General features: G+C 62.5%; 21 protein-coding genes. 11 read left to right on the top strand and 10 right to left on the bottom strand.

All coding sequences use genetic code 11. The annotated features are described in order from the left end of the window. Positions 1-377: 377 nt before the first annotated feature. Complete coding sequence (locus NKH73_RS10720; RefSeq protein ID WP_352931050.1) at positions 378-1,283, bottom strand: LysR family transcriptional regulator; 906 nt, start codon at positions 1,281-1,283, stop codon at positions 378-380. Positions 1,284-1,417: 134 nt separating this feature from the next. Between NKH73_RS10720 and NKH73_RS10715 the strand changes: the two genes are divergently transcribed. From NKH73_RS10715 to NKH73_RS10670, 10 genes are all read left to right on the top strand, one after another. Then, a complete protein-coding gene (locus tag NKH73_RS10715) occupies positions 1,418-2,140 on the top strand; it encodes a LamB/YcsF family protein (protein ID WP_352931048.1) in 723 nt (240 codons plus the stop codon). 66 nt (positions 2,141-2,206) lie between these two features. Further along, positions 2,207-2,440 (top strand): acetyl-CoA carboxylase, encoded by a 234-nt coding sequence (locus tag NKH73_RS10710; RefSeq protein WP_013533152.1) that lies wholly within the window; start codon positions 2,207-2,209, stop codon positions 2,438-2,440. Then, positions 2,440-3,804, top strand: a complete 1,365-nt coding sequence (locus NKH73_RS10705; protein ID WP_352931046.1) for an acetyl-CoA carboxylase biotin carboxylase subunit — start codon at positions 2,440-2,442, stop codon at positions 3,802-3,804. Before NKH73_RS10710 ends, NKH73_RS10705 begins: the two co-directional genes overlap by 1 nt. Before the next feature lie 10 nt (positions 3,805-3,814). After that, a complete protein-coding gene (locus NKH73_RS10700) occupies positions 3,815-4,690 on the top strand; it encodes a 5-oxoprolinase subunit B family protein (RefSeq protein WP_352931044.1) in 876 nt (291 codons plus the stop codon). Continuing rightward, a complete protein-coding gene (locus NKH73_RS10695; RefSeq protein WP_352931042.1) occupies positions 4,680-5,651 on the top strand; it encodes a 5-oxoprolinase subunit C family protein in 972 nt (323 codons plus the stop codon). Before NKH73_RS10700 ends, NKH73_RS10695 begins: the two co-directional genes overlap by 11 nt. Positions 5,652-5,900: 249 nt before the next feature. Continuing rightward, entirely contained in the window at positions 5,901-6,653 is a 753-nt protein-coding gene (locus tag NKH73_RS10690) for an ABC transporter ATP-binding protein (protein WP_095483665.1), read from the top strand. Further along, positions 6,650-7,384, top strand: coding sequence for an ABC transporter ATP-binding protein (locus tag NKH73_RS10685; RefSeq protein WP_027036290.1), 735 nt, complete (start codon positions 6,650-6,652; stop codon positions 7,382-7,384). The genes NKH73_RS10690 and NKH73_RS10685 overlap by 4 nt, the downstream gene beginning before the upstream one ends. A 1-nt stretch (position 7,385) precedes the next feature. Beyond that, positions 7,386-8,291, top strand: coding sequence for a branched-chain amino acid ABC transporter permease (locus tag NKH73_RS10680; protein ID WP_352931039.1), 906 nt, complete (start codon positions 7,386-7,388; stop codon positions 8,289-8,291). After that, positions 8,260-9,387 carry a branched-chain amino acid ABC transporter permease gene (locus NKH73_RS10675; protein ID WP_352931037.1) on the top strand — a complete coding sequence of 376 codons (1,128 nt, stop codon included), beginning with the start codon at positions 8,260-8,262 and terminating at the stop codon, positions 9,385-9,387. Before NKH73_RS10680 ends, NKH73_RS10675 begins: the two co-directional genes overlap by 32 nt. A gap of 43 nt (positions 9,388-9,430) precedes the next feature. Then, a complete protein-coding gene (locus tag NKH73_RS10670; protein ID WP_352931034.1) occupies positions 9,431-10,624 on the top strand; it encodes an ABC transporter substrate-binding protein in 1,194 nt (397 codons plus the stop codon). Between the two features lie 152 nt (positions 10,625-10,776). Here the strand turns inward: NKH73_RS10670 and NKH73_RS10665 are convergent, their stop codons facing one another. The 9 genes from NKH73_RS10665 to NKH73_RS10625 all read right to left on the bottom strand — a co-directional run bounded on the left by NKH73_RS10665 (position 10,777) and on the right by NKH73_RS10625 (position 22,597). Next, on the bottom strand, positions 10,777-11,445 hold the full coding sequence (locus NKH73_RS10665) for a nuclear transport factor 2 family protein (protein ID WP_352931032.1): 669 nt from the start codon (positions 11,443-11,445) through the stop codon (positions 10,777-10,779). Then, positions 11,442-12,824, bottom strand: a complete 1,383-nt coding sequence (locus NKH73_RS10660; RefSeq protein ID WP_352931030.1) for an aspartate aminotransferase family protein — start codon at positions 12,822-12,824, stop codon at positions 11,442-11,444. The genes NKH73_RS10665 and NKH73_RS10660 overlap by 4 nt, the downstream gene beginning before the upstream one ends. A gap of 94 nt (positions 12,825-12,918) precedes the next feature. After that, positions 12,919-13,650 carry a LamB/YcsF family protein gene (locus tag NKH73_RS10655; protein WP_352931028.1) on the bottom strand — a complete coding sequence of 244 codons (732 nt, stop codon included), beginning with the start codon at positions 13,648-13,650 and terminating at the stop codon, positions 12,919-12,921. Positions 13,651-13,662: 12 nt separating this feature from the next. Then, a complete protein-coding gene (locus tag NKH73_RS10650) occupies positions 13,663-16,011 on the bottom strand; it encodes a xanthine dehydrogenase family protein molybdopterin-binding subunit (protein ID WP_352931026.1) in 2,349 nt (782 codons plus the stop codon). Then, the gene (locus tag NKH73_RS10645; protein WP_352931024.1) at positions 16,004-16,501 is read right to left on the bottom strand and encodes a (2Fe-2S)-binding protein; all 498 of its coding nucleotides are present in this window, start codon (positions 16,499-16,501) and stop codon (positions 16,004-16,006) included. Before NKH73_RS10645 ends, NKH73_RS10650 begins: the two co-directional genes overlap by 8 nt. Next, entirely contained in the window at positions 16,498-17,349 is an 852-nt protein-coding gene (locus NKH73_RS10640) for an FAD binding domain-containing protein (protein WP_352931022.1), read from the bottom strand. The genes NKH73_RS10645 and NKH73_RS10640 overlap by 4 nt, the downstream gene beginning before the upstream one ends. Positions 17,350-17,513: 164 nt before the next feature. Further along, positions 17,514-19,481, bottom strand: coding sequence for a hydantoinase B/oxoprolinase family protein (locus NKH73_RS10635; protein WP_352931020.1), 1,968 nt, complete (start codon positions 19,479-19,481; stop codon positions 17,514-17,516). A 3-nt stretch (positions 19,482-19,484) separates the two neighbouring features. Then, positions 19,485-21,512 carry a hydantoinase/oxoprolinase family protein gene (locus NKH73_RS10630; RefSeq protein WP_352931018.1) on the bottom strand — a complete coding sequence of 676 codons (2,028 nt, stop codon included), beginning with the start codon at positions 21,510-21,512 and terminating at the stop codon, positions 19,485-19,487. 104 nt (positions 21,513-21,616) lie between these two features. Beyond that, positions 21,617-22,597: an AraC-like ligand-binding domain-containing protein gene (locus tag NKH73_RS10625; protein WP_352931015.1), complete on the bottom strand. Its 981-nt coding sequence runs from the start codon at positions 22,595-22,597 to the stop codon at positions 21,617-21,619. A 35-nt stretch (positions 22,598-22,632) separates the two neighbouring features. Here NKH73_RS10625 and NKH73_RS32575 point away from each other — a divergent pair, with 35 nt between their 5' ends. Further along, the gene (locus NKH73_RS32575; RefSeq protein WP_502893894.1) at positions 22,633-23,025 is read left to right on the top strand and encodes an allophanate hydrolase-related protein; all 393 of its coding nucleotides are present in this window, start codon (positions 22,633-22,635) and stop codon (positions 23,023-23,025) included. The last annotated feature ends 121 nt before the right edge of the window (positions 23,026-23,146 follow it).

The raw sequence follows: 23,146 nt of genomic DNA, 5'->3' as shown, positions 1-23,146 counted from the left end.
GCACCCGACCTAGCCGAGTGCACTACAGGCATGGCATATCGAGTCTATGAAGGAGAGCACGAGCCGGTCGTCACGTTGGCCACGTTCGAGGAGACACAGGCACTTCTCGCCTCGCAGGCCCCGCGGCGCGATCATCAGTTTTGATGCAGGACCGTCTCGGCAATGAGCCGGGTCATATTCGGGCCGAGGGTCGTGCCGGCTCCTGCGCGGATGCCGAGGGAGGGTTGGCCATGGCAAGCTCGGCAGTACGGGTCGCTTGCAATCATTCCGGGCGTCTGCTCAGGCGGCTATAGCAACGCTTGCGGCACGCTCCGTGCTTGAAGGCTACCCGCCGCTCAACCAGCCAGCCTGAAGTAAAACGTCTGACGGGCCGGCGGTTAGCCGCCGCCGCCCATGGTCACTGACATGAAGGCTCGGAAGGCCGCCGCCGCCGGGTCGATTGGTCTGTCACGCGACCAGGCCAGGCCAACATCCATAGTGGGGATCGGCTCGACAAGCCCGCGCACTTCGATGCGCTGCCCCTCCAAGGACCAGGGGCGGTAAACCATGTCGGACAGGACAGTGACCCCCATGCCGGCAGCCACGAGCGACCGCACGGCCTCGACCGAACTGGTGGCAAGGACGGCGCGGAGCGAAAGGCCCGCGGCATCCCAGTAACGGGCGGCCGTCGTGCGTGCCTCGTCCACCGTCAGCATGACATAATCTTCCGCCGCCACATCGGCGAGGCTGATTTCCTGCCGCGCAAGTAGGTGATGATCAGCCGAAAGCCAGAGCCGGCGGTTCGACCGCATCAAGACCTCCTGCGCCAATTCCTCGGTGTGCTCCAGGTTGGACACCAGCATCACGGCCATGTCGATGTCCCCGCACATCAAGCCGCTTTCGAGAGCGTCTCGGGGCAGTTCCAGCACCTCGACCTCGATCTCGGGATAGGTCTTTCGAAACCGCGCGTAGTGGCGCGACATGTAGTAGCCGACGACCGTGTAGGTCATGCCCAGCCGCAGCTTGCCCGCCAGGCCTTTCCTATCGCGCAACGGGCTTCGGACGGCGGCTGCGACGGCTCCGGTGATAACACGCGCATGTTCAAGAAACCGCGCGCCCTCCATCGTCAATCTGACGCCAGCGTGGTTCCGCTCCAAAAGCCGTACGCCCAGGTCAGCTTCAAGCGTCTTTATCGCCGCAGTGACCGCCGATTGTGAGATGTTGAGTTCCACCGCGGCATGACTGACCTGTCCGCTCTCGGCGGTCGCAATAAAATAATCAAGCTGTTTCAAGGTGATGGTCATGGTGCGCTCCGGCCCAGAACCATTATCTGTTTTTTTGATATGACAATCAATAAACTACTATTTCACAAATGCCTTTGCATGCGCAAAAATGCTGCAATGCCGCAAAGACGGCATCTTCGAGGGGTAATAATGCGATGGCGGTGACGCTAAACTGTGACATGGGCGAAAGCTTTGGCCTATACAAGGTTGGCGATGATGTGGGCATGATGCCGATCATCGACGTTGCCAATGTCGCATGTGGTTTTCATGCCTCCGATCCGGATCACATGCACGCCGCCGTCCGCAGCGCCAAGGCGAGTGGCGTAAAGATCGGCGCCCATCCAGGCTTGCCAGACCTTCAGGGTTTCGGCCGGCGCGAGATGCGGTTGACCCGCGACGAAGTCAGGAACACCATCATTTACCAGGTGGGAGCGCTTGCCGGCTTCCTCAAGGCCGAGGGTGTGGAACTCCACCATATCAAGCCGCATGGCAGCCTTTACTTCATGGCCATGCAGCAGGAGGCAATCGCCCACGGCGTGTGCGACGCGGCAGAGGTTTTCGGCGTGCCCCTCTTCGGCATGACGGGCACCCTGCACGAGAAGATCTATCAAGAGCGCGGTATCCCATTCGTCGCCGAGTTCTATGCCGATCTCGACTACGATGCCTCCGGCAAGCTGATCCTGACACGCGTTCATGACGCCAAGGACCCCGCACAGATGGCCGAGCGTTGCGTACGCGCCATCAGCAAGCGCGAGGGTACGGCAGAGGACGGCAGTTTCTTCCCCGTACGCTGCGAAACCATCTGCGTGCATTCCGATACGCCGAACGCCATCGAAATAGCCAGGGCCGTGCGCACCGCAATCGCCCCTTGGCACTGAACTCGACCGAACCCGCCCGCGCAGGCGGTTCCAAATTAGTCTGTCTGCAGTTTTCCGGAGCTTTTTATGGCCCAGATTCTTTCGCCTCTTCCCGGCACTTTTTATCGGAGCGCTTCGCCAGACCAGCCGCCCTACAAGGCGGATGGCGACGCGGTTTCCGCCGGAGACGTAATCGGTCTCATCGAAGTGATGAAGTCGTTCCACGAAGTGAGGGCCGAGACGGCCGGTACGAACATCCGCTTCATTGCCGACAATGAGGACCCCATCATGGCCGGCGCACCTATTGCGGATCTCGACTGATGCTGAAAAAGCTTCTGGTTGCCAACCGGGGCGAGATAGCGGTCAGGATCATCCGGGCCGCACAAGATCTGGGCATCCCCACCGTGGCGGTGTACTCGGCCGCAGACGCGGGATCGCTCCACGTCCAGCTTGCGGACGAAGCGGTCAACATCGGCCCACCAGCAGCAAAGAAGTCCTATCTCAACGTCGAAGCAATTCTGAGGGCTGCCGGCGACACCGGTTGCGACAGCGTTCATCCTGGCTATGGTTTCCTTGCTGAGAATGCCGCGTTTTCCGACGCGGTCACAGGCGCTGGATTGGTCTTCGTCGGCCCGTCGGGAGATGCGATCCGGATGATGGGAGACAAGGTCTCGGCGCGATCGGCCGCTGCCGCTGCAGGTGTCCCTGTGGTGCCCGGCTCGGCTGGCCGGGTCGAGGGCCTCAAGGCTGGCCACGAGGTGCTGACGGAAACCGGTTTTCCGGTGATGATCAAGGCTGCGGCGGGCGGCGGCGGGCGGGGCATCCGCATTGCGAACTCGCTCGCCGAGTTCGAACAAGCCTTTCCTCAGGCCGAAGCAGAAGCCCTCGCCGCCTTTGGCGACGGTGGTCTCTACATGGAAAAGGTTATCGGTAAGGCCCGCCATATCGAGGTGCAGGTGCTGGCGGACGGAAGCGATGCCATCCACTGCTACGAGCGGGAGTGCTCGCTGCAGCGGCGACGCCAGAAGGTCTGGGAGGAGGCGCCGTCGCGCGCACTTTCCGACAGGCTGCGCGAGGAGCTCTGCGCTTCGGCGGTCGCTTTGGCCAAGGCGGTCAAATACTCTGGTGCCGGCACGGTGGAGTATCTTTATGACGATGAAGCAGACCGCTTTTACTTCATCGAGATGAACACCCGTATCCAGGTTGAGCACCCGGTCACCGAGGCGATCACCGGCATCGACCTCGTTGCGGAGATGCTTCGCATCGCCGGCGGCGAGAAGCTGCGGATTCGGCAAGGCGATGTCTCCGTCAAGGGGCATGCGATCGAAGTCCGGCTCAATGCCGAAGACCCGGCGAAGGAGTTCGCTCCATTCCCCGGGCAGGTGGCCGAGCTTCGCATTCCCGGCGGTCCGGGCGTACGCTTCGATTCGATGCTCTACCAAGGCTATCAGGTGCCGCCCTTTTATGACTCGCTGCTTGCCAAGCTGATCGTGCATGCAGAGACGCGCGAGGCGGCGATAGTGCGCCTGATCCGCGCGCTCAACGAGTTGAAGATCGGCGGGCTCAAGACCACCAAGCCGCTGTTTCTTGCGCTCGCCGCAGATCCTGCGGTGCGGACAGGAGACGTGCATACCCGCTGGCTGGAAGGCTGGCTCATCGAAAACGCCGCAGCTTTGGCGGGCTAAAGGAGGACCGATGTCGATACGATTCAACTTCGGCGGCGACGAGCATATCTTCGGTGAGGTGTCCGAAGATATGTCGCTCACCTCCTTCTTTACCGGCCTTTCGATGACCAATGCGGTGCGTACGGCAGGCATCCGAGGTGTCACCGAGATCTGCCCAGCCAACGCCAGCTTCCAAATTCGCTTCAACCCAGACATCGTCAAGCCGCAGGATTTGCTCAGCGAACTGAAGTCGATGGAAGAGGCGGCCTCAAAGGCGGACCCGGTGCTGAAGACCCGGATCATCGAACTGCCCGTTTATTTCCAGGATCCGTGGACGCGTGAAACCTGCTTGCGCTTCCGCGAGCGCCATCAGGACCCGTCCTCCACCGATCTTGAATATTCGGCACGCATCAACGGCTACGCCACGGTGGAAGAGTTTATCACGGCCTATTCCGGCCAGCCCTGGTTCGTATCCATGGTCGGCTTCGTCGCTGGACTGCCCTTCCTATACCAGATGGTCGAGCGCAAGAAACAGATTCAGGCGCCGAAATACTTGCGCCCACGCACCGACACTCCCAAGCTCACCATTGGCCATGGCGGCTGCTTTGCAGCGATCTATTCGGTGCGCGGCGCTGGCGGCTACCAGATGTATGGCATAACCCCGGCGCCGATCTACGACCCAACCAGGAAGGTGCGCTACCTCTCCGATGACATGTGCCTGTTCAAGCCAGGCGACATCGTCAAGTTCAAGGCCATTGGCCGCGATGACTACGACGCGACGCTGGAGGAAATCGAAGCCAATCGGTGGCAGCCGACGGTTCGCGAGTGCACCTTCAGCCTAAAGGACTTCAACAGCGATATTTACGGCACCAATGCAAAGCTGATGGAGCTTATCAATGGCCGTTAAGGTAATCTCTCCCGGTCTCTCCACTTCCGTACAGGACCTTGGCCGACCAGGCCACTATCATGTCGGCATTCCCGAAGGCGGCGGCATGGACCGCTTTGCCACACGCATCGCAAACCTGCTTGTCGGCAACGATCCGGGTGCTGCGGTGCTCGAAGCCACCTTCATGGGCCCCGAACTCGAATTCACCCAATCCGCAGTCGTCGCCGTCACGGGAGGAGAACTCCCACCCAAACTTAATGGCGAGGAACGGCCGACCTGGGAAAGTTTTCCGGTGAAGGCGGGTGACCGGCTTTCCTTTGGCTTCCTCAAGGGCGGCGCGCGCGCTTATCTGGCCGTCTCCGGCGGCGTCGACGTACCGATGGTTCTCGGTTCGCGCTCGACTTATATTCTGGGCGCACTCGGCGGCCATCAGGGCCGCACGCTGAAGGCGGGTGATGAGCTTCCCGTCGGCGAAGGTTCTGGCAAAGCCGGTCTTTCACTGCCTGCAAATCTGCGCCGCGCGCGGAATAGTTTGGCGGAACTCAGAGTGCTTCCCGGCATGTACTGGCATCGGATCACTGAAGCTGCCGGCAATCGGTTCTTTGAGGAAACCTGGAAGGTCGCGCCCGAAGCTGACCGCATCGGCTATCGCTTCCGTGGCGGAACGCCGCTGGAGTTCGTTGAGCGCGAGCAGCCTTTCGGTGCGGGCTCCGACCCCTCGAACATCGTCGATGCGTGCTATCCTTACGGATCCGTCCAGGTGCCGAGTGGCACAGAGCCGATCGTTCTTCACCGGGACGCGGTTTCGGGTGGCGGGTACATGATGCTGGGCGTGGTAATATCGGCCGACATGGACCTGATCGCCCAGCTCCAGCCGCACACCCCGGCGCGCTTCGTTCCGGTGACGCTGGAAGACGCGCTTGCCGCGCGAACCGAACAGCGCGCCGCGCTGGCGCGTGCTGAAGGGCATCTGGCCGGCTGACGTCAGCCGGGAAAATGCCGGCGGAGGAGCCGGAGGCGAGGAGATCGGTCGGCCAAAACCGACCGCGCGTGGCGGAAGACAAAATCCGGTGCGCGAAACGACAAGACGTCGCCGGGCAACGGCGTGAATTTGGCATCCGAGCAGTCCGCTAGAGACCGCCGGAACCGACAGGGGAAGACATTTGCAACGTGACTGGCCGCAAGGCCGGATGCTTCGCGCCTTTCCGTCGGTAAAAAGAAGGAAAGGGACATGAGTCATCTGAGCGCGGAGAACGTCTCGGTATCGTTTGCGGGGCTGAAGGCCCTGTCATCGGTAGACCTCCAAATTACGCCCGGCCGCATCAGTGGCCTCATCGGCCCGAATGGCGCCGGCAAGACCACGCTCGTCAACGTGCTGACCGGCTTCCAGGCACCGACGGAAGGCACCATCAAGCTCGACGGGGCAGCACTCACGGGTCTCAAGCCGCATCAGGTCCGGCGGCGCGGCATCGCCCGCACGTTCCAGGGCGGGCGGCTCTTCCGCGACTTGCCTGTGCTGGACAATTTGGAGGTAACCGGCGTTGGTCTGGGAATGAGCCGGCGCGCTGCCATCGCCGAAGCGGAAGCGATGCTCGACTGGATAGGCATCGGTGCGCTGGGCACCCGCATCGCCGGAACGTTGCCATATACGGACGAGCGCCGCGTCGCCATTGGCCGCGCCCTGATGGGACGGCCCGCATATATCCTGCTCGACGAGCCCGCGGCTGGCATGAGCGCGCTGGAGGCGCGGGAGCTTTCGGCCCTGATAAGACACATCGCCGCCGATCTCGGCTGTGGTGTCCTGCTCATCGAGCACAATGTCGGGCTGGTGCTCGGCCTTTGCGAGCATATCGTCGTGCTCGATTCCGGAGCGATCATCGAGGAAGGCCCGCCTGCCGCGATCCGCGACAGCGAGAAGGTGCGCCACGCCTATATGGGCACGGCCGCGAACACCGACCTGCCTGTGCTGGAGGCGATGGAATGAGCCTGCTCGCCCTTTCCGATATCACCATCCGCTACAGCCGTCTCACGGCGGTCCGCAATGTCTCCTTCTCCATGGACGAGGGAGAAATCCTGTTCATCACCGGCCCGAACGGAGCCGGGAAGTCTTCACTGCTGCGCGCGATCGCCGGTGTTACGCCGGTTGCGGGCGGCCGGATCGACCTTGCAGGTCATGAGATCACCGGCCAGGCGCCAGAGAACATCGCCCGGCTCGGATTCTCCATGGTGCCGGAGGGGCGCGATGTCTTCGGCTCGCTGACGACCGAAGAGAACCTTCTGGTCGGAACCGGCATGCACGCCCGCGAACGTGGCTGGCGCAGCCGAGCTGCCGACGAACTCGAAGCCGTCTACGCAACCTTCCCGATGCTGAAAGAGAGGCGGCACGGGCAGGCGGGATTGCTGTCCGGCGGGCAGCAGCAAATGCTGGTCATCGGACGCGCGCTGATGACCAATCCGCGGCTTGTGGCCATCGACGAGCCTTCGCTGGGCCTCGCCCCCAACATCAACGACCAGGTCTATGAGCGGCTGATCGCGCTGCGTGCGCAGCGCCAGCTCACGCTTCTGATCGTTGAGCAGAGCTCGGCCCGGGCGATGATGGTGGGCGGGCGGATGATCCTGATGCGTGGGGGACAGATCGTGCTCGATGGTGACGCCCGGACGCTCGGCAACGGCGAGGCGATCCAGGCTGCTTATTTCGGTTACGAGGACCACTGAGATGCTCCAGATCCTGTTCGACGCACTCTCGCTTGGTTCGCTCTACGCGCTTGGGGCGCTTGGCATTGCTCTCATCTTCGGCGTCATGCGGCTCGTGAACTTCGCGCATGGCGACGTCATCGCCTTCTGCGTCTTCGCGCTGCTGTGGCCGTCAACAGACGCCATGGCCATCGTCTTCGCTGGCCAATTGCCGTGGTATCTGCTGGTGCCCTTCGTGCTCCTCTGCGGGGCCGGGCTGTCGGTGCTGTGCGAAATCGTCGTCTTCAGGCGGTTCCGGCAGGCAAATCCGGCAACCATGATGATCGCCTCCTTCGCGCTCGGTTTCGTAATTCGCTACTTCCTGCTCATGCTTTTCTCCAGTCGGCCGAAATCGATCTCGCTGCTGCCCGAACTGTCCCAACCGGTGGAGATCCTTGGTGCCCGGCTTCCCCTCCTCCAGCTCATAACGATCGTCACTACGATGGTCATCCTGATCGGCCTGACACTGTTCCTGCGTCAAACCCGCTTCGGCCTGGAGATGCGGGCGGCGGCCGAGAACTTCTCGATGGCCCGCATGCTGGGTGTGCGTGCGAACCGGGTTATCATGGGCGCGTTCGCCCTCTCCGGCGCGTTGGCCGCCGCCATTGCGCTGATCTTTGGCGCCCAGACAGGCACGCTGGACATCCAGATGGGCGCCTCGATCATGTTGGCGGCCTTCATCGCCACCGTCATTGGCGGCCTCGGCAGCCTCGGGGGGGCCGTGCTCGCCGGCTTCCTGCTGGGCGCCGCCTCGGTGATCATGCAGGTCATGCTGCCCATCGACGCCCGGCCATTCCGCGATGCCTTTGTCTATGGAGCGGTCATCCTCGTTCTCCTCTTTCGCCCGCAAGGGCTCATTGCCGCGCGCGGCACCAAGGAAAGGGTCTGATTTCATGGCTGTCGCCGTCTCCCTTGCCAACTCTACCGCTGCCGGTGCCGCGGCTGCCGAGCGAAAGCCCGCCCGCTTCGCGCTTGCCCGCCGCACAATCCTGACACCGGTCCTGCTTTCTCTGCTGCTGCTGGCCATCGCGCTGATCACGGTGATGACCGGATCGCGGCCCTTCAACCAGACGGTGATCGACGTGTTCGTCCGTGTCATCCTCGTCGTAGGCCTATACATCTTTATCGGAAATTCGGGCGTTCTCAGCTTCGGGCATATCGGCTTCACCTGCCTTGGCGCCTACGCGGCCGCGTGGCTCACCATCAATCCGATGATGAAACGCGGTTCGCTGCCGGGACTGCCCGAATGGCTGCTGGCGACCCGTTTGCCGTACTGGCAATCGGCTGTGCTGGCGGCGTTGTTTGCCGCCCTCGCCGCTCTCATTTTCGGGCGGGTGCTGATGCGGCTATCGGGCATCGCAGCATCGATCGCGACCTTCGCGATGCTCGCCATGATCAACACAATTTATTCCAACTGGGAGAGCGTGACCGGAGCGACCTCATCGGTCGTCGGCATTCCGATCGTGCGCGTGATCTGGCCGTATCTCATCGGGGCCGTAGTCGCAATCTTCATCGCGTGGGCGCATGCGATCTCCCGGTCCGGCCTGGCCCTTCGTGCTGCCCGCGACGAGTCCACCGCCGCGGCGGCTTCCGGAGTCGACATTCCCAGGGAAAGACTGGTGGCGTTCGTCGTATCAGGCGCGGTCATGGGGCTGGGCGGTGCGCTCATGGCTCATTCCGTCGGCGTGGTCACACCCGATACATTCTATCTCGGTCTCACCTTCATCACCCTTTCCATGCTCGTCGTCGGCGGCATGGGCAGCCTGTCGGGGGGTGTGGTGGGTGTCGTCCTGCTGTCCGCCCTCATCCAGGCGCTGCGCTGGCTGGAGGCAGGCGTATCGCTCGGCGAGTCCACTTTCGCCCTCCCGAAAGGGGTTCAGGAAATAGCCCTCGGCGTCATCATGATCGTGATCCTCGCGCTTCGCCCATCCGGACTCATGGGCAACCGCGAGCTCACCTTACCCCGCAGCAGTCGCAACAAGTGACCGGCGGCACAAGCCCGACCGGAAAACAAAAAAGGAGACGTGCATGACATACAAAATGAGAATTGTCGCAACCGCTCTGGCCTCGATATCCATTGCATACCCGGCCCTGGCCGACGACGAGACTATCGTCATTGGCTTCGCCACCGCGGAGTCGGGCTTCATGGAAGCCTATGACAAGCCTGCCCAGGAGGCCGCCTTGATTCGCATCGACGAGATCAATGCGGCTGGCGGTCTGCTTGGAAAGCAGATCAAGGTTGTCAAAGCCGACACCAAGTCCGACCGGGCCGAAGGCGCCAAGGCGGGCCTCTCCGTGCTCGACCAGGGCGCCGATCTCGTGGTCGTCTCCTGCGACTACGACTTCGGATCGCCGGCTGCGCTCGCGGCCGAGGACGCGGGCAATATCTCCTTCTTCCTGTGCGCGGAATCGGTCAAGGCCGGTATCCAGGGTGTCGGCCCGCACAGCTTCTCTGCGTCGGTGCTGGCGGCCGTGCAGGGCGCGACCATGGCCGAGTGGGCATTCAAGGAAAAGGGCGCAAAGGACTTCTACCGTCTGCTCGATACCTGGACGGCCTACAACAAGGGCATCTGCGACGGCTTCGACTGGATGATGCCGAAGCTCGAAGCGCAGGGCGCGAAGCTTGTCGGTGAAGACACCTTCAAGAACGAGGACGCCTCCATCGCCGCGCAGGTCACCCGCATCAAGTCTCTGCCGAAGGAGCCGGATGCGATCATGCTTTGCACGATGATGCCGGGCGCTGTCTCGGCCATCAAGCAGCTTCGCGCCGCGGGTATCAACTCCATGATCCTGAACGGCTCGGGCGTCGACGGTAGCTATTGGCTCTCGGCTGTACCTGATCTGACGAACTTCTACGTCCCCGTTCAGGGATCGATCTATGGCGACGATCCCAATCCGGCCGTGCTGAAGTTCAATGCCGCGTACAAGGAGAAGACAGGCGCCGATCCCTCGAGCCAGTATGTTTTTCCGGGTTACGTCATGGTCGACGTCTGGGCCAAGGCGGTGGAGCGTGCAGGCACGACCGACGCCGACGCGGTCGTCGCGGAACTGGAAAAGATGAAGAATGAGCCGACGCTGTTCGGGCCTCGCACCTTCACGCCCGAACTGCATCACCAGAACCAGACGCGGTACCTGATCGTCGAGACCAAGGCCGGCAAGCCGGGTGTTGTAGGCAACTGGACAATTTCCGAGCCGGTACCGATGGAAGCCTTGCTCAAGTAGGAGAAGATGGGCCGGATAATCCGGCCCTTGATATGCGAAAGGCCCTGTTGCTTTGGGACGACCGGGCCTTTCCTCTTTTGAGGATCTTGCTTTGAAAAAAAGAGGGCGGCCCGCTTGGACCGCCCTCACTGCCCGATGAATTCAGATTTTCGCTACCCTCGCGCTTTGCGGTAGGAATCCTTGAGCGCTATGAGCTCCCCCGAAAAAGCGAAGATATCGCAGCCGTCGACTTCGATTTGCTGCCCCGCTGCCGTGGTGCCGACGAAGCGCCATGATGAAAGCCCGGTGTCGCCCATCACGACGTGTCGTCCCCTGGTCCACACGGCTTTCGGGAAGGCATCGAACAGCGCTGCATAGGCGACGCGCACGGCGTCACGCCCCGTATGCTTGCGCCCTTCGGCATCGGGGCCGGCCGAGCCGTGGAAAGCGCAATTCTCAGCCATGCAGTCCATCAGTGCGCCCACGTCGCGGGCGTTCCAGGCCGCGAGGAACCGGTCGAGCACGGCGAGCCGCCTGGCTGCGAGGTCACCAGCCTCAACGACCTCGACCTCCAGGAAGGCGAGCGGCGCATCGCCGGCATTGATGACGTTGTGAGCCACACCCGTCCGCCGCGAATAGGGCACCCCTTGGGTGAGAGCGGCTTGCGATTGCGCGCCGTCCGGGCCTTCGAGACCGAGCTTGCCGTCCGTAAGCGGCACGATGACGTAGTCATGGCCATGGATGTGCCAGCCGGTCTCGGCCCCGGTGGCAAACCGCCATTCGGTGACCCGGAAGCGTTCGTCGTCGATATGGACGACCGGTTCGGCTTTCATGCGGGTCATTCAAGTCCCTCCTTGGCAACCGCACCGGTCAGGCGCTCAAGCGTCCGGCCCATGCGCGTCATGATTTCCTTCACATCGTCTTCTGTCGAGATCATCGGCGGACAGAGCGCGAGCTGGTCGCCGATGGCGCGGAAGATGAGGCCCTCTTCGTGGCCGATCCCTCCTGCGATAGTCCCTGCGCGCCCAATCTTGGCGAAGGGGCGTTTCGTCGCCTTGTCTGCCACCAGCTCAACGGCGCCGATAAGACCGGTGCCCCGCGCTTCGCCGACAAGCGGGTGATCGGTGAATGAGCGGATGCCGGCCTGGAACGACGTCTCAAGGCGGGCCGCGTTTCCGATCAGGTCCCGCTCCTCGAAGATGGCGAGGTTTTCGAGACCCACCGCCGTGGCAACCGGATGACCTGACGCCGTGAAGCCGTGGCCGAAATTGCCGATCGTTGCGGTGTTGTCGGCGATCGCCTGATAGATCGCCTCCGAGAACATCACCGCGGCCAGCGGCATGTAGGAGGAGGTAATCTGCTTGGAAAGCGTCATGATATCGGGCGTGAAGCTGAATTTCTGGCAGCCAAAGGGCGTGCCGAGCCGCCCGAAACCACAGATCACCTCGTCTGCTATCAGAATGATATCATTTGCCCGGCAGATTTTCTCCACGCCTTCCCAGTACCCGACCGGCGGTGGCAGAACGCCGCCGGCTGCCATAAGCGGCTCTCCTATGAAGGCTGCGATGGTGTCAGCCCCTTCTTCCGCGATCACCGCTTCCAGCTCGGCGAGCAGACGCGCCGTGAAGGCGGCTTCGTCTTCGCCTTCCATGCCGAAACGATAGAAGTGCGGGCAGGTCAGGTGGCGAACGGGAATCGCCGGTAGATCGAAGTCGCGATGGTTGATCGGCAGGCCCGTCAGGCTGCCGGAGGCGACGGTGATGCCGTGATAGCCCTTGGTCCGTGCCAGGAATTTCTTCTTTTTGGGCCGGCCCAGCGCGTTGTTCATGAACCACATCATCTTGACGATGGTGTCGTTGGCTTCCGAACCCGACGACGTGAAGAAGACACGCGTCAGGTTTTCCGGCGTCATCTCCACGAGTTTCTCCGCGAGCCGGATGGACGGCTCATGCGCCTTGGAGGAGAAGGTGTGGTAGTATGGCAGCTTCAGCATTTGCTGATAGGCAGCGTCGGCCAACCGCTTTTCCGAAAAGCCAACGGCCACCGACCATAGCCCCGCGAGCCCTTCGATGTATTCCTTGCCGCGCTCGTCATACACTCGGATGCCGTCGCCGCGGCTGATGATCAGCGGCCCGGTTTGTTCGTGCTGACGCAGGTTGGTGTAGGGGTGCATTGTGGTGGCGATGTCGGCGGCGGCGAGAGAGTTGGAAAGCGCGTCCATGGAAGTCCTCAGCGGCTTGTGGAATGGTTCGGGCAGTGAGTTCGAGATGGTCCTCGATCCCGTGCGTGGAGCTTTCACGATCCGGAAAAATGAATCATGGGAGGCTTTTGGAATGGGTGTCGATGATCCGCCGCATCAGCGCGGCGACGTCGCGCGCATTCGGCGGATCGGAGTGGATGCAGACGGTGTCGAAGTCGACCGGGCGGATCGTGCCGTCTGTCGTGACGAGTTCGCGTCGGGTAAGCGCCCCCACCATTCGGTGCTCGGCGAGCGTCAGGTCGATGGCCGACTGTACGCGCGGGATGATCAGGCTGCCGCCGGGAGCGTAGGCAAGATCGGGAAAGAACTCGCCCACGAAGGCAATGCCGAGTTCAGCTGCTGCCGTCTCGTGACAGGTTCCCGCCATGCCGAAGAGCGGGATGCCGAACGGCTTGACCGCCGCGGCAATCGCCCGCGCAGTGTCCATGTCGTGCGCGGCCATGCCGTAGATGATGCCATGCGGTTTGACATGGCTGAGTTGCCCGCCCTCGGCGGCCAGCATTCCTGTCAGCGCACCGATTTGGTAGAGGAAGGCGGCTGTCAGTTCCTCCGGCTGAAGTTTCATTTCGCGCCGACCGAACCCCTCGCGATCGGGAAGGGAGGGATGCGCGCCAACCTGCTTTCCATGAGAAAGCGCGAGCCGCACGGTCTTCAGCATCGTCCATGGATCGGAGGCGTGGAAGCCGCAGGCGATGTTGGCGCAATCGATATGAGGCATGATGCCGGCATCGTCGCCGAAGCGCCAGTTGCCGTAACTTTCCCCCATGTCGCAGTTCAGGGTGACCATGGTTTGCTCGCCTCAACCCAGAGTGTTTGCTGCCCAGCCGGGGGCGATGTGCGGGAATTCCGGCGGTGGTTCGCGCTCGTGCAGCAGTCGAAGCACGCGCGGCGGCGTCAGTGGCAGTCGCTGCACCGGCTTGCCGATGGCGCGCGCCACCGCACAGCCGATCGCGGCGCCCACGGCCAGGATCGGGACCTCGCCCGCGCCCTTGGTACCTAGAGGCCCCATCGACGGTGCGCCCTCGTAGAGGTCGGCGGCGACTGGAACCACGTCCTGCACCAGCGGCAGGCGATAGGTCTCGAAATCGTCCTGCGCGATGCGTCCGTCGGCGGTGAGCGTCACCTCCTCATGCAACGCATACCCCAGCCCCTGCACCACGCCGCCCTGTATCTGGCCCAGGATGGCGCGTGGGTTGAGCGCGCGGCCGACATCTTGAACCACGCGATAGGCCAGCACCTCGACATGACCGGTGTCCGGATCAACCGCCACCTCGGCCTCGTGAACGACGAAGACGGGGATGTCGAGCGCATCGATGAAATGCCCCATGGCGCAGCCGGACATTGCCGGAGTGTTCCTGGCGGTAAAGGCTCCGCTTCCTATGATCGGGCCGGTGGTGGCCTGCGCATGGGCGACGACGGTGGGGATCGACATGCCGGAACCGGGACGTCCGGTGATCTCGACACGACCGTCCCGCAGCACCAGGTCTTCCGGTCGGGTCTGGAGCATCTCGCCGGCGGTCCGCAGCAGCTTCTCCCGCACCTCTGCACAGGCGGCGATGCTCGCTGCACCAATGGACACGGTGGTGCGCCCACCGCCAACGCCGACATCGAGGCCAGCGGCATCTGTGTCGGCTTCGCGCACGATCACCTGGTCGGGAGCGAGGCCAAGCTGCCCAGCCACCATCTGCGGCAGGGATTGTACCATCGTGCCCGATCCGATCTCCACACCCGACGTGACCAGCGTTGCGCTGCCGTCGGCGTTCAAGTTCACCGTTGCAGCCGAGGGTCCGACAAACACGAACCATGTGCCGACCGTGGTCGCAATTCCATAGAGCCTGCCGTCGGCCTTCGCTTCTGATGTGCCGGTACTGGCACGCAACGCCTCCATACGATCGAGCATCGGACCCAGCACGTCGGCCTCGAAAACCTGGCCCGTGGCACCGAGATCACCATCTCCCAGGACATTTTTCTTCCGGAACTCCATTGGGTCGAAGCCTAGCGCATCGCAGATTTCGTCGGTGTGTCGCTCCAACGCGAATGTGTTGTAGACGCCGTTGCAAGCTCGGAAAGCACCGTTGGGTGGTGTGTTGGTGTATACGGCGCGGCTGACGAGCCGCGTTGCGCCAACCCTGTAATTGCCGCCCAGCGTGTGCGCCGTCATCGTCGTCAGGAAGACCTGCTCACCGCCATACGCACCGCAATCCATCAGCACGACCGCCTCGCGCCCAGCGATGTATCCTTCGGCGGTGACCGCGGACCGAATGCGGATTTCCGCATTCTCGCGGCAGAGGCAGGTTGCCATCTCTTCCTGCCGGGTGTTTTCTAGAACCACCGTGCGCCCGGTCATCCGCGCCAGAAGTGCCGTGATAGGCTCGATGGACGCATCGAATTTCAGGCCGAACCCGCCACCGACAGGAGGTACAGTGACCCGCACACGCCCGGGTAGAAGCTGCATGACCCTTCCGGTGACGTTGCGCACGGTCCAAGGCACCTGCGTCGAGGTCTGGACGTGAGCACGGCCGTCCTCCCAGGAGCCGATGGCAACGCGCGGTTCGAAGGGTACATGGCTCTGCCGACCGACGGTGAAGCTGCTCTCGACAACGCGTATATCGGGACGGGCGAAGGCCGCATCGACGTCACCGCGGCTGGATTTTGCCTCCCATACGATGTTACCGGCACGTGCACCGCCCTCCGTGATCACCTCATAGCCGCGCCAGCCCTCGTGGACGAGGCGGGCGGCGGGCTGGAGCGCTTCGGCCATGGTGAACACCGGTGCCAGCGGCTCGACCTCGAGCACGATGGCGGCAAGTGCCGCCCGCGCCTGCTTTTCCGTCTCGGCGGCGATGACGGCGATTGGCTCGCCGTGATAGCGGATCGTGTCGATCGCCAAGAGCGGATGATCGGCAATGCCGATGCCGTAGAGCCCTGGCGCATCGGCGCCGGTAGCCACCGCGCGCACGCCAGGACAGCGAAGTGCCGCCGAAACGTCGAGCTTGCGGATACGCCCCGCGGGAATGGTCGACCGCAGCAGCACGGCATGCAACATGTCGGGGCGAATCCGGTCGTTGGTGTATTTCGTCCGCCCGCGCAGCTTGTCCTGCGCATCGCGGCGGGGAAGATTCATCACCGTGGCGGACAGCTCAGACATGGATGCCTCCCACCAACTGGCCAGCCTTCCGCGCTTGGTCGAGGTATTCGGCCACGGCGTCGACGATCCGCTCATATCCCGTGCAGCGGCAGATGTTGCCGACCATCGCCGCCTTGATTTCGGGACGGCTCGCATGCGGATTGTCACGCACGAACGCCGAAAGGCTCATGACCATTCCCGGAAAACACATGCCGCATTGCACGGCATCGGCCGCCTCGAAACTGACCTGGAGCGGGTGCAGCGCCTGGTTTCCAGAACTCATTCCCTCGATGGTCGTCACCGCGCATCCCTGGACGAGTCCAACCGGCTTCAGGCAGGACGGCACGGCTTCGTCGTCGACATGCACCGTGCACGCGCCGCAAAAGCCTTCGCGGCACACGGCTTTGGTCCCCGTCAGGAATCGTTCGTGCCGCAAGATGTCGACGAGCGGCGTCATCGGATCGCCATCAAAGCGGCAGTCCTCGCCATTCAGCTGGAATGTCACGGTCATGCCAGGCCCCCGGTCTTGAGAAGTGCGGCAACACTGCGCTTGACCAGCGGCGGAAGAACCTGGCGCCGGTACCAACCCTCCGCTTCCTTGCCGTCGCGGCCCTGAAAATCATTGTGCTCCAGTGCAAGCTCGGCGGCGCGTTCCGGATCGAGCGCGGAGGCCGGGCCTGCCCTCATGGCCTGTTCGAGCGTCGTCCAGCGCCGCGCTACCGGCTCCACCGAGCCGACGGCGATGCGACATCGTTTGTCCTTGTCCACCCCGAGGGAGACGATGGCGACCGGATAGTCGCCGGCTTTCCGAAGCGGTAGCCGGATATGAGCACTTGCGACCAGGTCGCGGCGCAGATGAATTCTCGTCACAATCGCTTCGGCCAGCAGCGTATGCCTGTCTTTGAGGAAATCCGAAATACCGAGGAGTTTTGGGCCTTCGAACGTCTCCAGTTCCACCGTCGCCTCACAGACGAGAAGCGCAGGGGCGAGATCGGCGGCGGCAAAGTCGAGAGCACAAAGGTTGCCGCCCACGGTGGCGACCCTTCGGATGCCGGGATTGGCCGCACCGTCCGCCGCGGCAACCAGACCTTCGAAGCCCACTGCCCCGTGCAACGCGCGGCCAAGGACTGCATGGGTAACGGCTGCGCCTATCACGACATGGTCCGGTTCGATTTCGACCTTAGACAAGGCCGGTATTCGGTGGAGTGCGACCACCGCCTCTGGAAGGTCGACCCCGCGCCGTGGATCACGCATCATCCAGGTGCCGCCGGCAAGCACCGCCGCACCTTGCCGGCGTGCGGCCATTGCCTCTTGAATAGTGCTGGCTGCGGCGAACGATCGTTCCACGCTTGGTGCCATCTGTCATACCCCTCGGAAGCAGCCAACTTTCGCGGCGCTGCAGCATTGTTGCTCCAGCTTTAGGCTCCTGTGAAATAGTAATTCTTTGAGTATGGCATCGAAAAAACAGATAACTCTGGCGTCCCTACGAGCGCCCGCAAGATTTGCGGTGCGCTCTTTGGCACTCAGGCCCAGTGAGCGACCGTCCTTTTCTCAAAGCTCTCACGGAACTGGGCGGTGGTTTTAGGGAGGAGTTCGCCAGTCTCCCAGTCGAGGATCACGGCATAATGCCGAACCGCATCGAGCGCATCGATCTCGCCGGAGCGGTATTTGCGCGCGATCTCCTCAGGATCCATGCGTGCCCAGTCCTTCCGTTTCGCCCGGATGTCGGCGCGGCAAGCTTCGGTTGCCGTCTCGTCGATTTCGTACTGGCACAGGTCGCGGTCGATTTCGCGGATCACCACGCCGTAGTCAATCTTGGCGCGCTCCAGAGAAACGTAGTCGTCGATCACGTCCTCCATCACCTTGCGGGGTTCGCGCTCCAGTGGATCGCCGAAACCGCCGCCGCCGGCCGTCGGGCGAGCGAACTGGTCGCCTGTGTGGACGGAGTAATCGGAGAACACGGAGCCGAGCCAGATCTCGGTCTCTTCTCCCGCGCGCTTCATGGTCAGGCCGTGGGGCATCGACGGCAGGCCTCCTTCGACACCCCAGACGACAGCGCGCTCGCGGTCGCAAATATAGGACATGACTGCGTTTTCAGCCTCAAGCAACAAAGAGGTTTTCTGTACGCCGACGCCGCCCCGCCATTTGCCGGGCCCGGCTGAATCCTGCTTGATCTGGAACTCGATCGTCCGAGTCGGGTTCACCCGCTCGTTGCCTTCGTTGGGTTGCGACATCAGCCCGGTTCCGAAGCAGGCGGTGGTGACATCTGCACCATCCTTGCCGTTACGCCCGCCCCAGCCGCCGGGCAGCCATTCGTAGAACATGAAGATCGGCTTTTCGGGTTTGCGCGCGTCCCGTCCCCCGGCCAGCAGATATTCGAGGTTGAAGGCGCAGGCGATAGCGCGTTCGGGCATGATCTTCGACCACATCTCGAAGATCGCGTTCATGATCTTTTCGAACGGCATCAGGAACCCGGTCACCGCCACCGGCCATTCCGCGCTGACGATGCTGTTCTTTGGCGCGGTCACCTCGATCATCCGGTAAAACCCACTGTTGAGTGGAAGGTCCGGGAAGAAGGTCTTCATGCCGGCGACCACGGCCGAGAAGGTCGCGCCCGGGGCTGAATTGTACATCGAGGCAATGGTCGAATGGCTTCCCGTAAAATCGTAGTGGATCGTGTCACCCTTGATCGTCATCTTGATGCGGATCGGGATCATGCCTTCGCCGGCACCGAGATCCCGGTCGATGTAGTCGACCGTCTCCCAGGTGCCGTCGGGCAGCTCCGTGAGACGCTTTCGCACGGCACGTTCGACGTAATCCTGAACCTCCTCCATACCGCGCATGACTTGGCCGCGCCCATACTTCTTGACCAGCCGCAACAGTTCGCGCTCGGCAGCCTGCGTCGCCTGCGCCTGGGAATGGATGTCGCCAATGATCGATGCCGGATCGCGCGTGTTGGCCGCAATCATGTTGGCGACGTCGGAGCAGAAGCGGCCGCGCTGGAAAAGGCGCAACGGCGTGATCCGCAGGCCTTCGCGGAACATGTCTCGGGCGGTGACGTCGAAGGAACCCGGCACCGAGCCGCCGAGATCCGACCAGTGTCCGTTCGACTGAGAAAAGCCGATCAGTTTGTCTTCGTCGAAGATCGGCCGGACGAGCCGAACATCGCTGAAATGCGTACCGCCGGCATAGGGATCGTTGATTGCGTAGACGTCGCCGGGTGCCATATCGCCTTCGAAGACTCGGATCACCTCCTTGCACGTGTTGTGCAGTGTACCGACATGGACCGCGATGTCGTAGTTGCCCTGGGCGACCGAGTTGCCATCGGCGTCGTGCAGGGCGTTCGAAAAGTCTCGGTTGTAGATGACGAAGGAATAGCAGGTGCGAAGCATCTGTTCGGCCATCTGGTCGACGGTGGTGATGAAGGAGTTCTTCAGCACCTCGAACGTTACCGGATCGAGGCCAGGGCTCGTTTCAATCAGCTTTGTCATGTCTCAGCCTTTCGTCACGATGAGAATGTTCAGGAAGCCATCGACGGTCGCGCTCATTCCCGGCGGAACCACGGTGGTGGAATCGAACTGTTCGACAATGGCGGGCCCTGTGAAGGCAGCGCCGGCGCTGAGCTGCTCACGCTCATATACGGCCGCGTCATGAGATGCGCCGTCGAACCAGACGCTGCGGCGGCCGACCGGCTGTGGCTTATGCGGCAAGACTTCATGCCGCGGTATCTCGGCTTTCGGGACGATGCCGATCGCCTTGACCGCGATGCGGAAGATCGACACCGGCGCCTCTTCGCGGCGATAGTTGAACTCGCGTTCGTGCTCGTTGTGGAATGCCTCGATCAGCGAGCAGATGCTCTCGATCCGCGCCGGGGCTGACACCGCAAGCGAGCGCCACTGGCCCTGGTACATCATCTCGACCGTACGCTGCAGCGCCATGTCTTCCTGCGCCACGCCCTCATGGGCCAGGCGCTCGACAGCCTGTTTTTCCATCAGGACAAACGCCGACTGCATCTCGGCGGGCGAGACAGTCGAAGCATCGGCCATGAAGCTTTCGGAGAAATCGTGTTGCACGTCGACGAGAAGGCAACCGAGCGCGGAGGTGACGCCGGGATTGGGCGGCACGATCACGGTTGGAATCGAAAGCTCCTTTGCCACGGCCGCTCCGTGCAAAGCGCCTGCACCGCCGAATGCGACGAGTGCAAAGTCTCGTGGATCATAGCCTCGGCTGATGGAGAGAAGCCGGACGGCATTGCCCATATTTGCGTTGGCGACGGCGATGATCGCCTCGGCCGCTTGGTGGAGTTCCATGCCGAAGGGTGCCGCCACAGTCTCCTGCACCGCCTGGGCGGCCAGAGCGGGGTCGAGCGTGATCTTGCCGCCTGCAAGGCTGGTGCCGAGACGGCCGAGCACGACATTGGCATCGGTGTTGGTGGCGGTGCGGTTGCCATTCTTGTAGCAGGCCGGGCCTGGAAAGGCGCCGGCGGACTGCGGTCCGTTGCGCAAGCTGCCGCCCTCGTCCTGCCATGCCAACGACCCGCCGCCCGCACCGATGGTCAGCACCTCGATGGAGGGGAAGCGGATCGGATATCCGAATTCGATGTACCAGTCTTTTGTGATGCGCGACTCCCCGTTCCATGCGAGCGAGACGTCGGTGCTGGTGCCGCCCATGTCGAAGCCGATCGAGTTTGGGAAGCCACAGAGATTTCCGATGAAGCGGCTTGCGATCGCGCCGGCAGCAATGCCCGATCCTGCGAGCCGGGCTGAGAAATCCCTGACGCTTGCGGGTGTCATGACCCCGCCACCGCTGTGCAGCAACAGGAGATCTCGCTTGTATCCAGCCGCGGCAAGCTTTTCTCCGAGACGCGACACGTAGTCGACGACGACAGGGGCGCAGACGGCGTTCGCCATGGTGGTGGAAAAACGCTCGTGCTCGAAGATTTCCGGCATTACCTCCGAGGAGATCGAGACCGGCAGATCCGGCATGGCCTCCTTCAGGATCTCACGCATGCGGCGCTCGTTGGCGCCGTTGACATAGGAGTTCATGAAGCAGATGGCGATGGACTTGACCTGCCGTTTCACGAGAATTTCCGCGACGCGGTGCGCGGCCTCTTCGTCCAGCGCTTCCAGGATCGTGCCCTCGGCACTGACCCGTTCCCGGACTGTCAGCCGGTCGCGGCGCGGGATATAGGGCTTGGCGACATCCTTGTAGGTGTCCCAGAGGTCTTCCTTGTTGGCGCGGCGGATCTCGACAACGTCACGGAAACCCTCGGTGCAGACCATTGCGGTGCGTGGCAGGCGGCGGGTGATCAGCGCATTGGTGGCGACCGTCGTACCGTGAGAGAACATCGTCACCTGCGAAAGATCGATGCGGCCCTGCTCCACGCCATTCATGATGGCCTGCATGGGATCGTCAGGCGTGGAGGCGGTCTTTTCGATGCGGATCGCGCCGCTGTCTTCATCCATGATGCAGATGTCGGTGAAGGTCCCTCCGACATCGACGGCAACTCTTATTCTGCTCATGACAGTTCCTTCGCAGGGTCTTTGCGGGCAAGGCCCGGCTTTCGCCGCCCCTTGCCGGGATGACGTCGTAAAACATGGTGGAATTGGCCCGGATTTCGTCGGGTCTAGTGCCGCTGTCTTGAGGTCGAAGCGCGGCCTGCCCGGTTCGCTGCCTCGCGACGGGTATCCGTCGGTGCGCAGCCGAACCGCGTCCGGTAGTGCTTGCAAAACTGAGACTGGTCGGCGAAGCCCCAGCGGTAAGCGATCTCGGCAACGCTGCTGATGTTGGTCACCGACATCAGCTCCTCGGCGCAAAGTTCAAGCCGGGCGTCGCGGATGAAGCCGTTGATCGACTGGTTGCTGTCCTGAAAAAGAACCTGCAGGTAACGCAGGGAGATGCCGCAGGCATCGGCCACCGCCTGCGGGCCGAGGCCGGAATTCTTCAGGTTGTCGCGAATATACTGCTCGGCACGATGCAAATGGCCGGCCCGGATCGACGAGATGCTGCTGTCCAGCACGCGATCATCGCTCACGATCGACAGGCACAGCATTTCCAGGATGTGCCTGCCCATCATCTCGCGAGCGACTTCAGTGATCTCATCGAGATGGCCGATCGTGGTTCGCACCGTGTCGAGGAAGAGCGCGGCGACGCCTTGGGTTGCGTCGAAACTGAGTGCACTGAGCCGTTCGGCGGATCCGATCCGTGCCCGAACGCTCGATGACGGCACCTTCAGGACCCACAGCGCGTTTGGCTTGCCGTGCCAGAATTCGTAGGGCGCATCTCCCCTCTCAACGAGGAAGCCCCCCGGACTGCAATTGACGGTTCTCGACCCTTGCGAGAAATTCACCTCCGACATCTCCGGGATGGTGATGAGCAGGCTGGCGTCACGCTCGTTGAGGAAATGGCGGCGATGGCGGCGATAGCTTACCGCATCGCAGCGCATTTTAGACACGCTGACGAGCCCGAGAGAGAAGGTTTCCAGCGTGCCTGAAAATTCACGACGGTTCCGATACTCGGTGTCGAGCGGAAAATAGGCTTCGGTAACAGCGGCTTGCCAGGCATCACCGCCTGCGGGACCGCCGATCGAATCGACGACGTATTTCATTCCCCGACCTTTCTGGTTGGCCCCCGGTTAGCCCGGTGTTTTCTGAAGATTACAGGAATCCGCCCGCGTGTATTGGTCAAAAACGAACAAACTTATGTGGTCGTTGGCAGCTGCCTCTATTCGCTGGCTGGCCAACCAGTGCCCAAGCCGGGGCTGATCCGTGTCGTCGAGGGCGGCGCTGCCGTCGAGGTCGAAGTCTGGGGCTGTCGGCCGATGCCTTCCGCCGCTTCGTCGCGGTTATCCCGCCCCCGCTCGGCATCGGCACCATCGAGCCCGAGGACGACAATTCGGCCAAGGGTTTCCTAGTCGAAACCGCTGGCCTCGGCGGTGCATCCGACATCTCGTCCTTCGGCACGCCGTTGTCGGTTCTGGTCGCCCCAGGCAGGCCGAATTCCTTGAAAACGCTTTCGAACACGGTGAAAGCATAGACCTCCTTGGTGGTGTGAAGCGCTCTCCGCGCTCGCCGCCTCGGAAAGGCATCAGTTCGTCATCAAGGCAGCCGTTGAACTCACAGCGAGATTTGATCCGGGATCGCTACCATTGCGCCGG

This window comes from Mesorhizobium sp. M0938, from assembly GCF_040319125.1.
GTDB lineage: Bacteria > Pseudomonadota > Alphaproteobacteria > Rhizobiales > Rhizobiaceae > Mesorhizobium > Mesorhizobium robiniae.
Note: the sequence above shows the minus strand (reverse complement) of the source record. Positions and strands in the feature narration are given on the sequence as shown.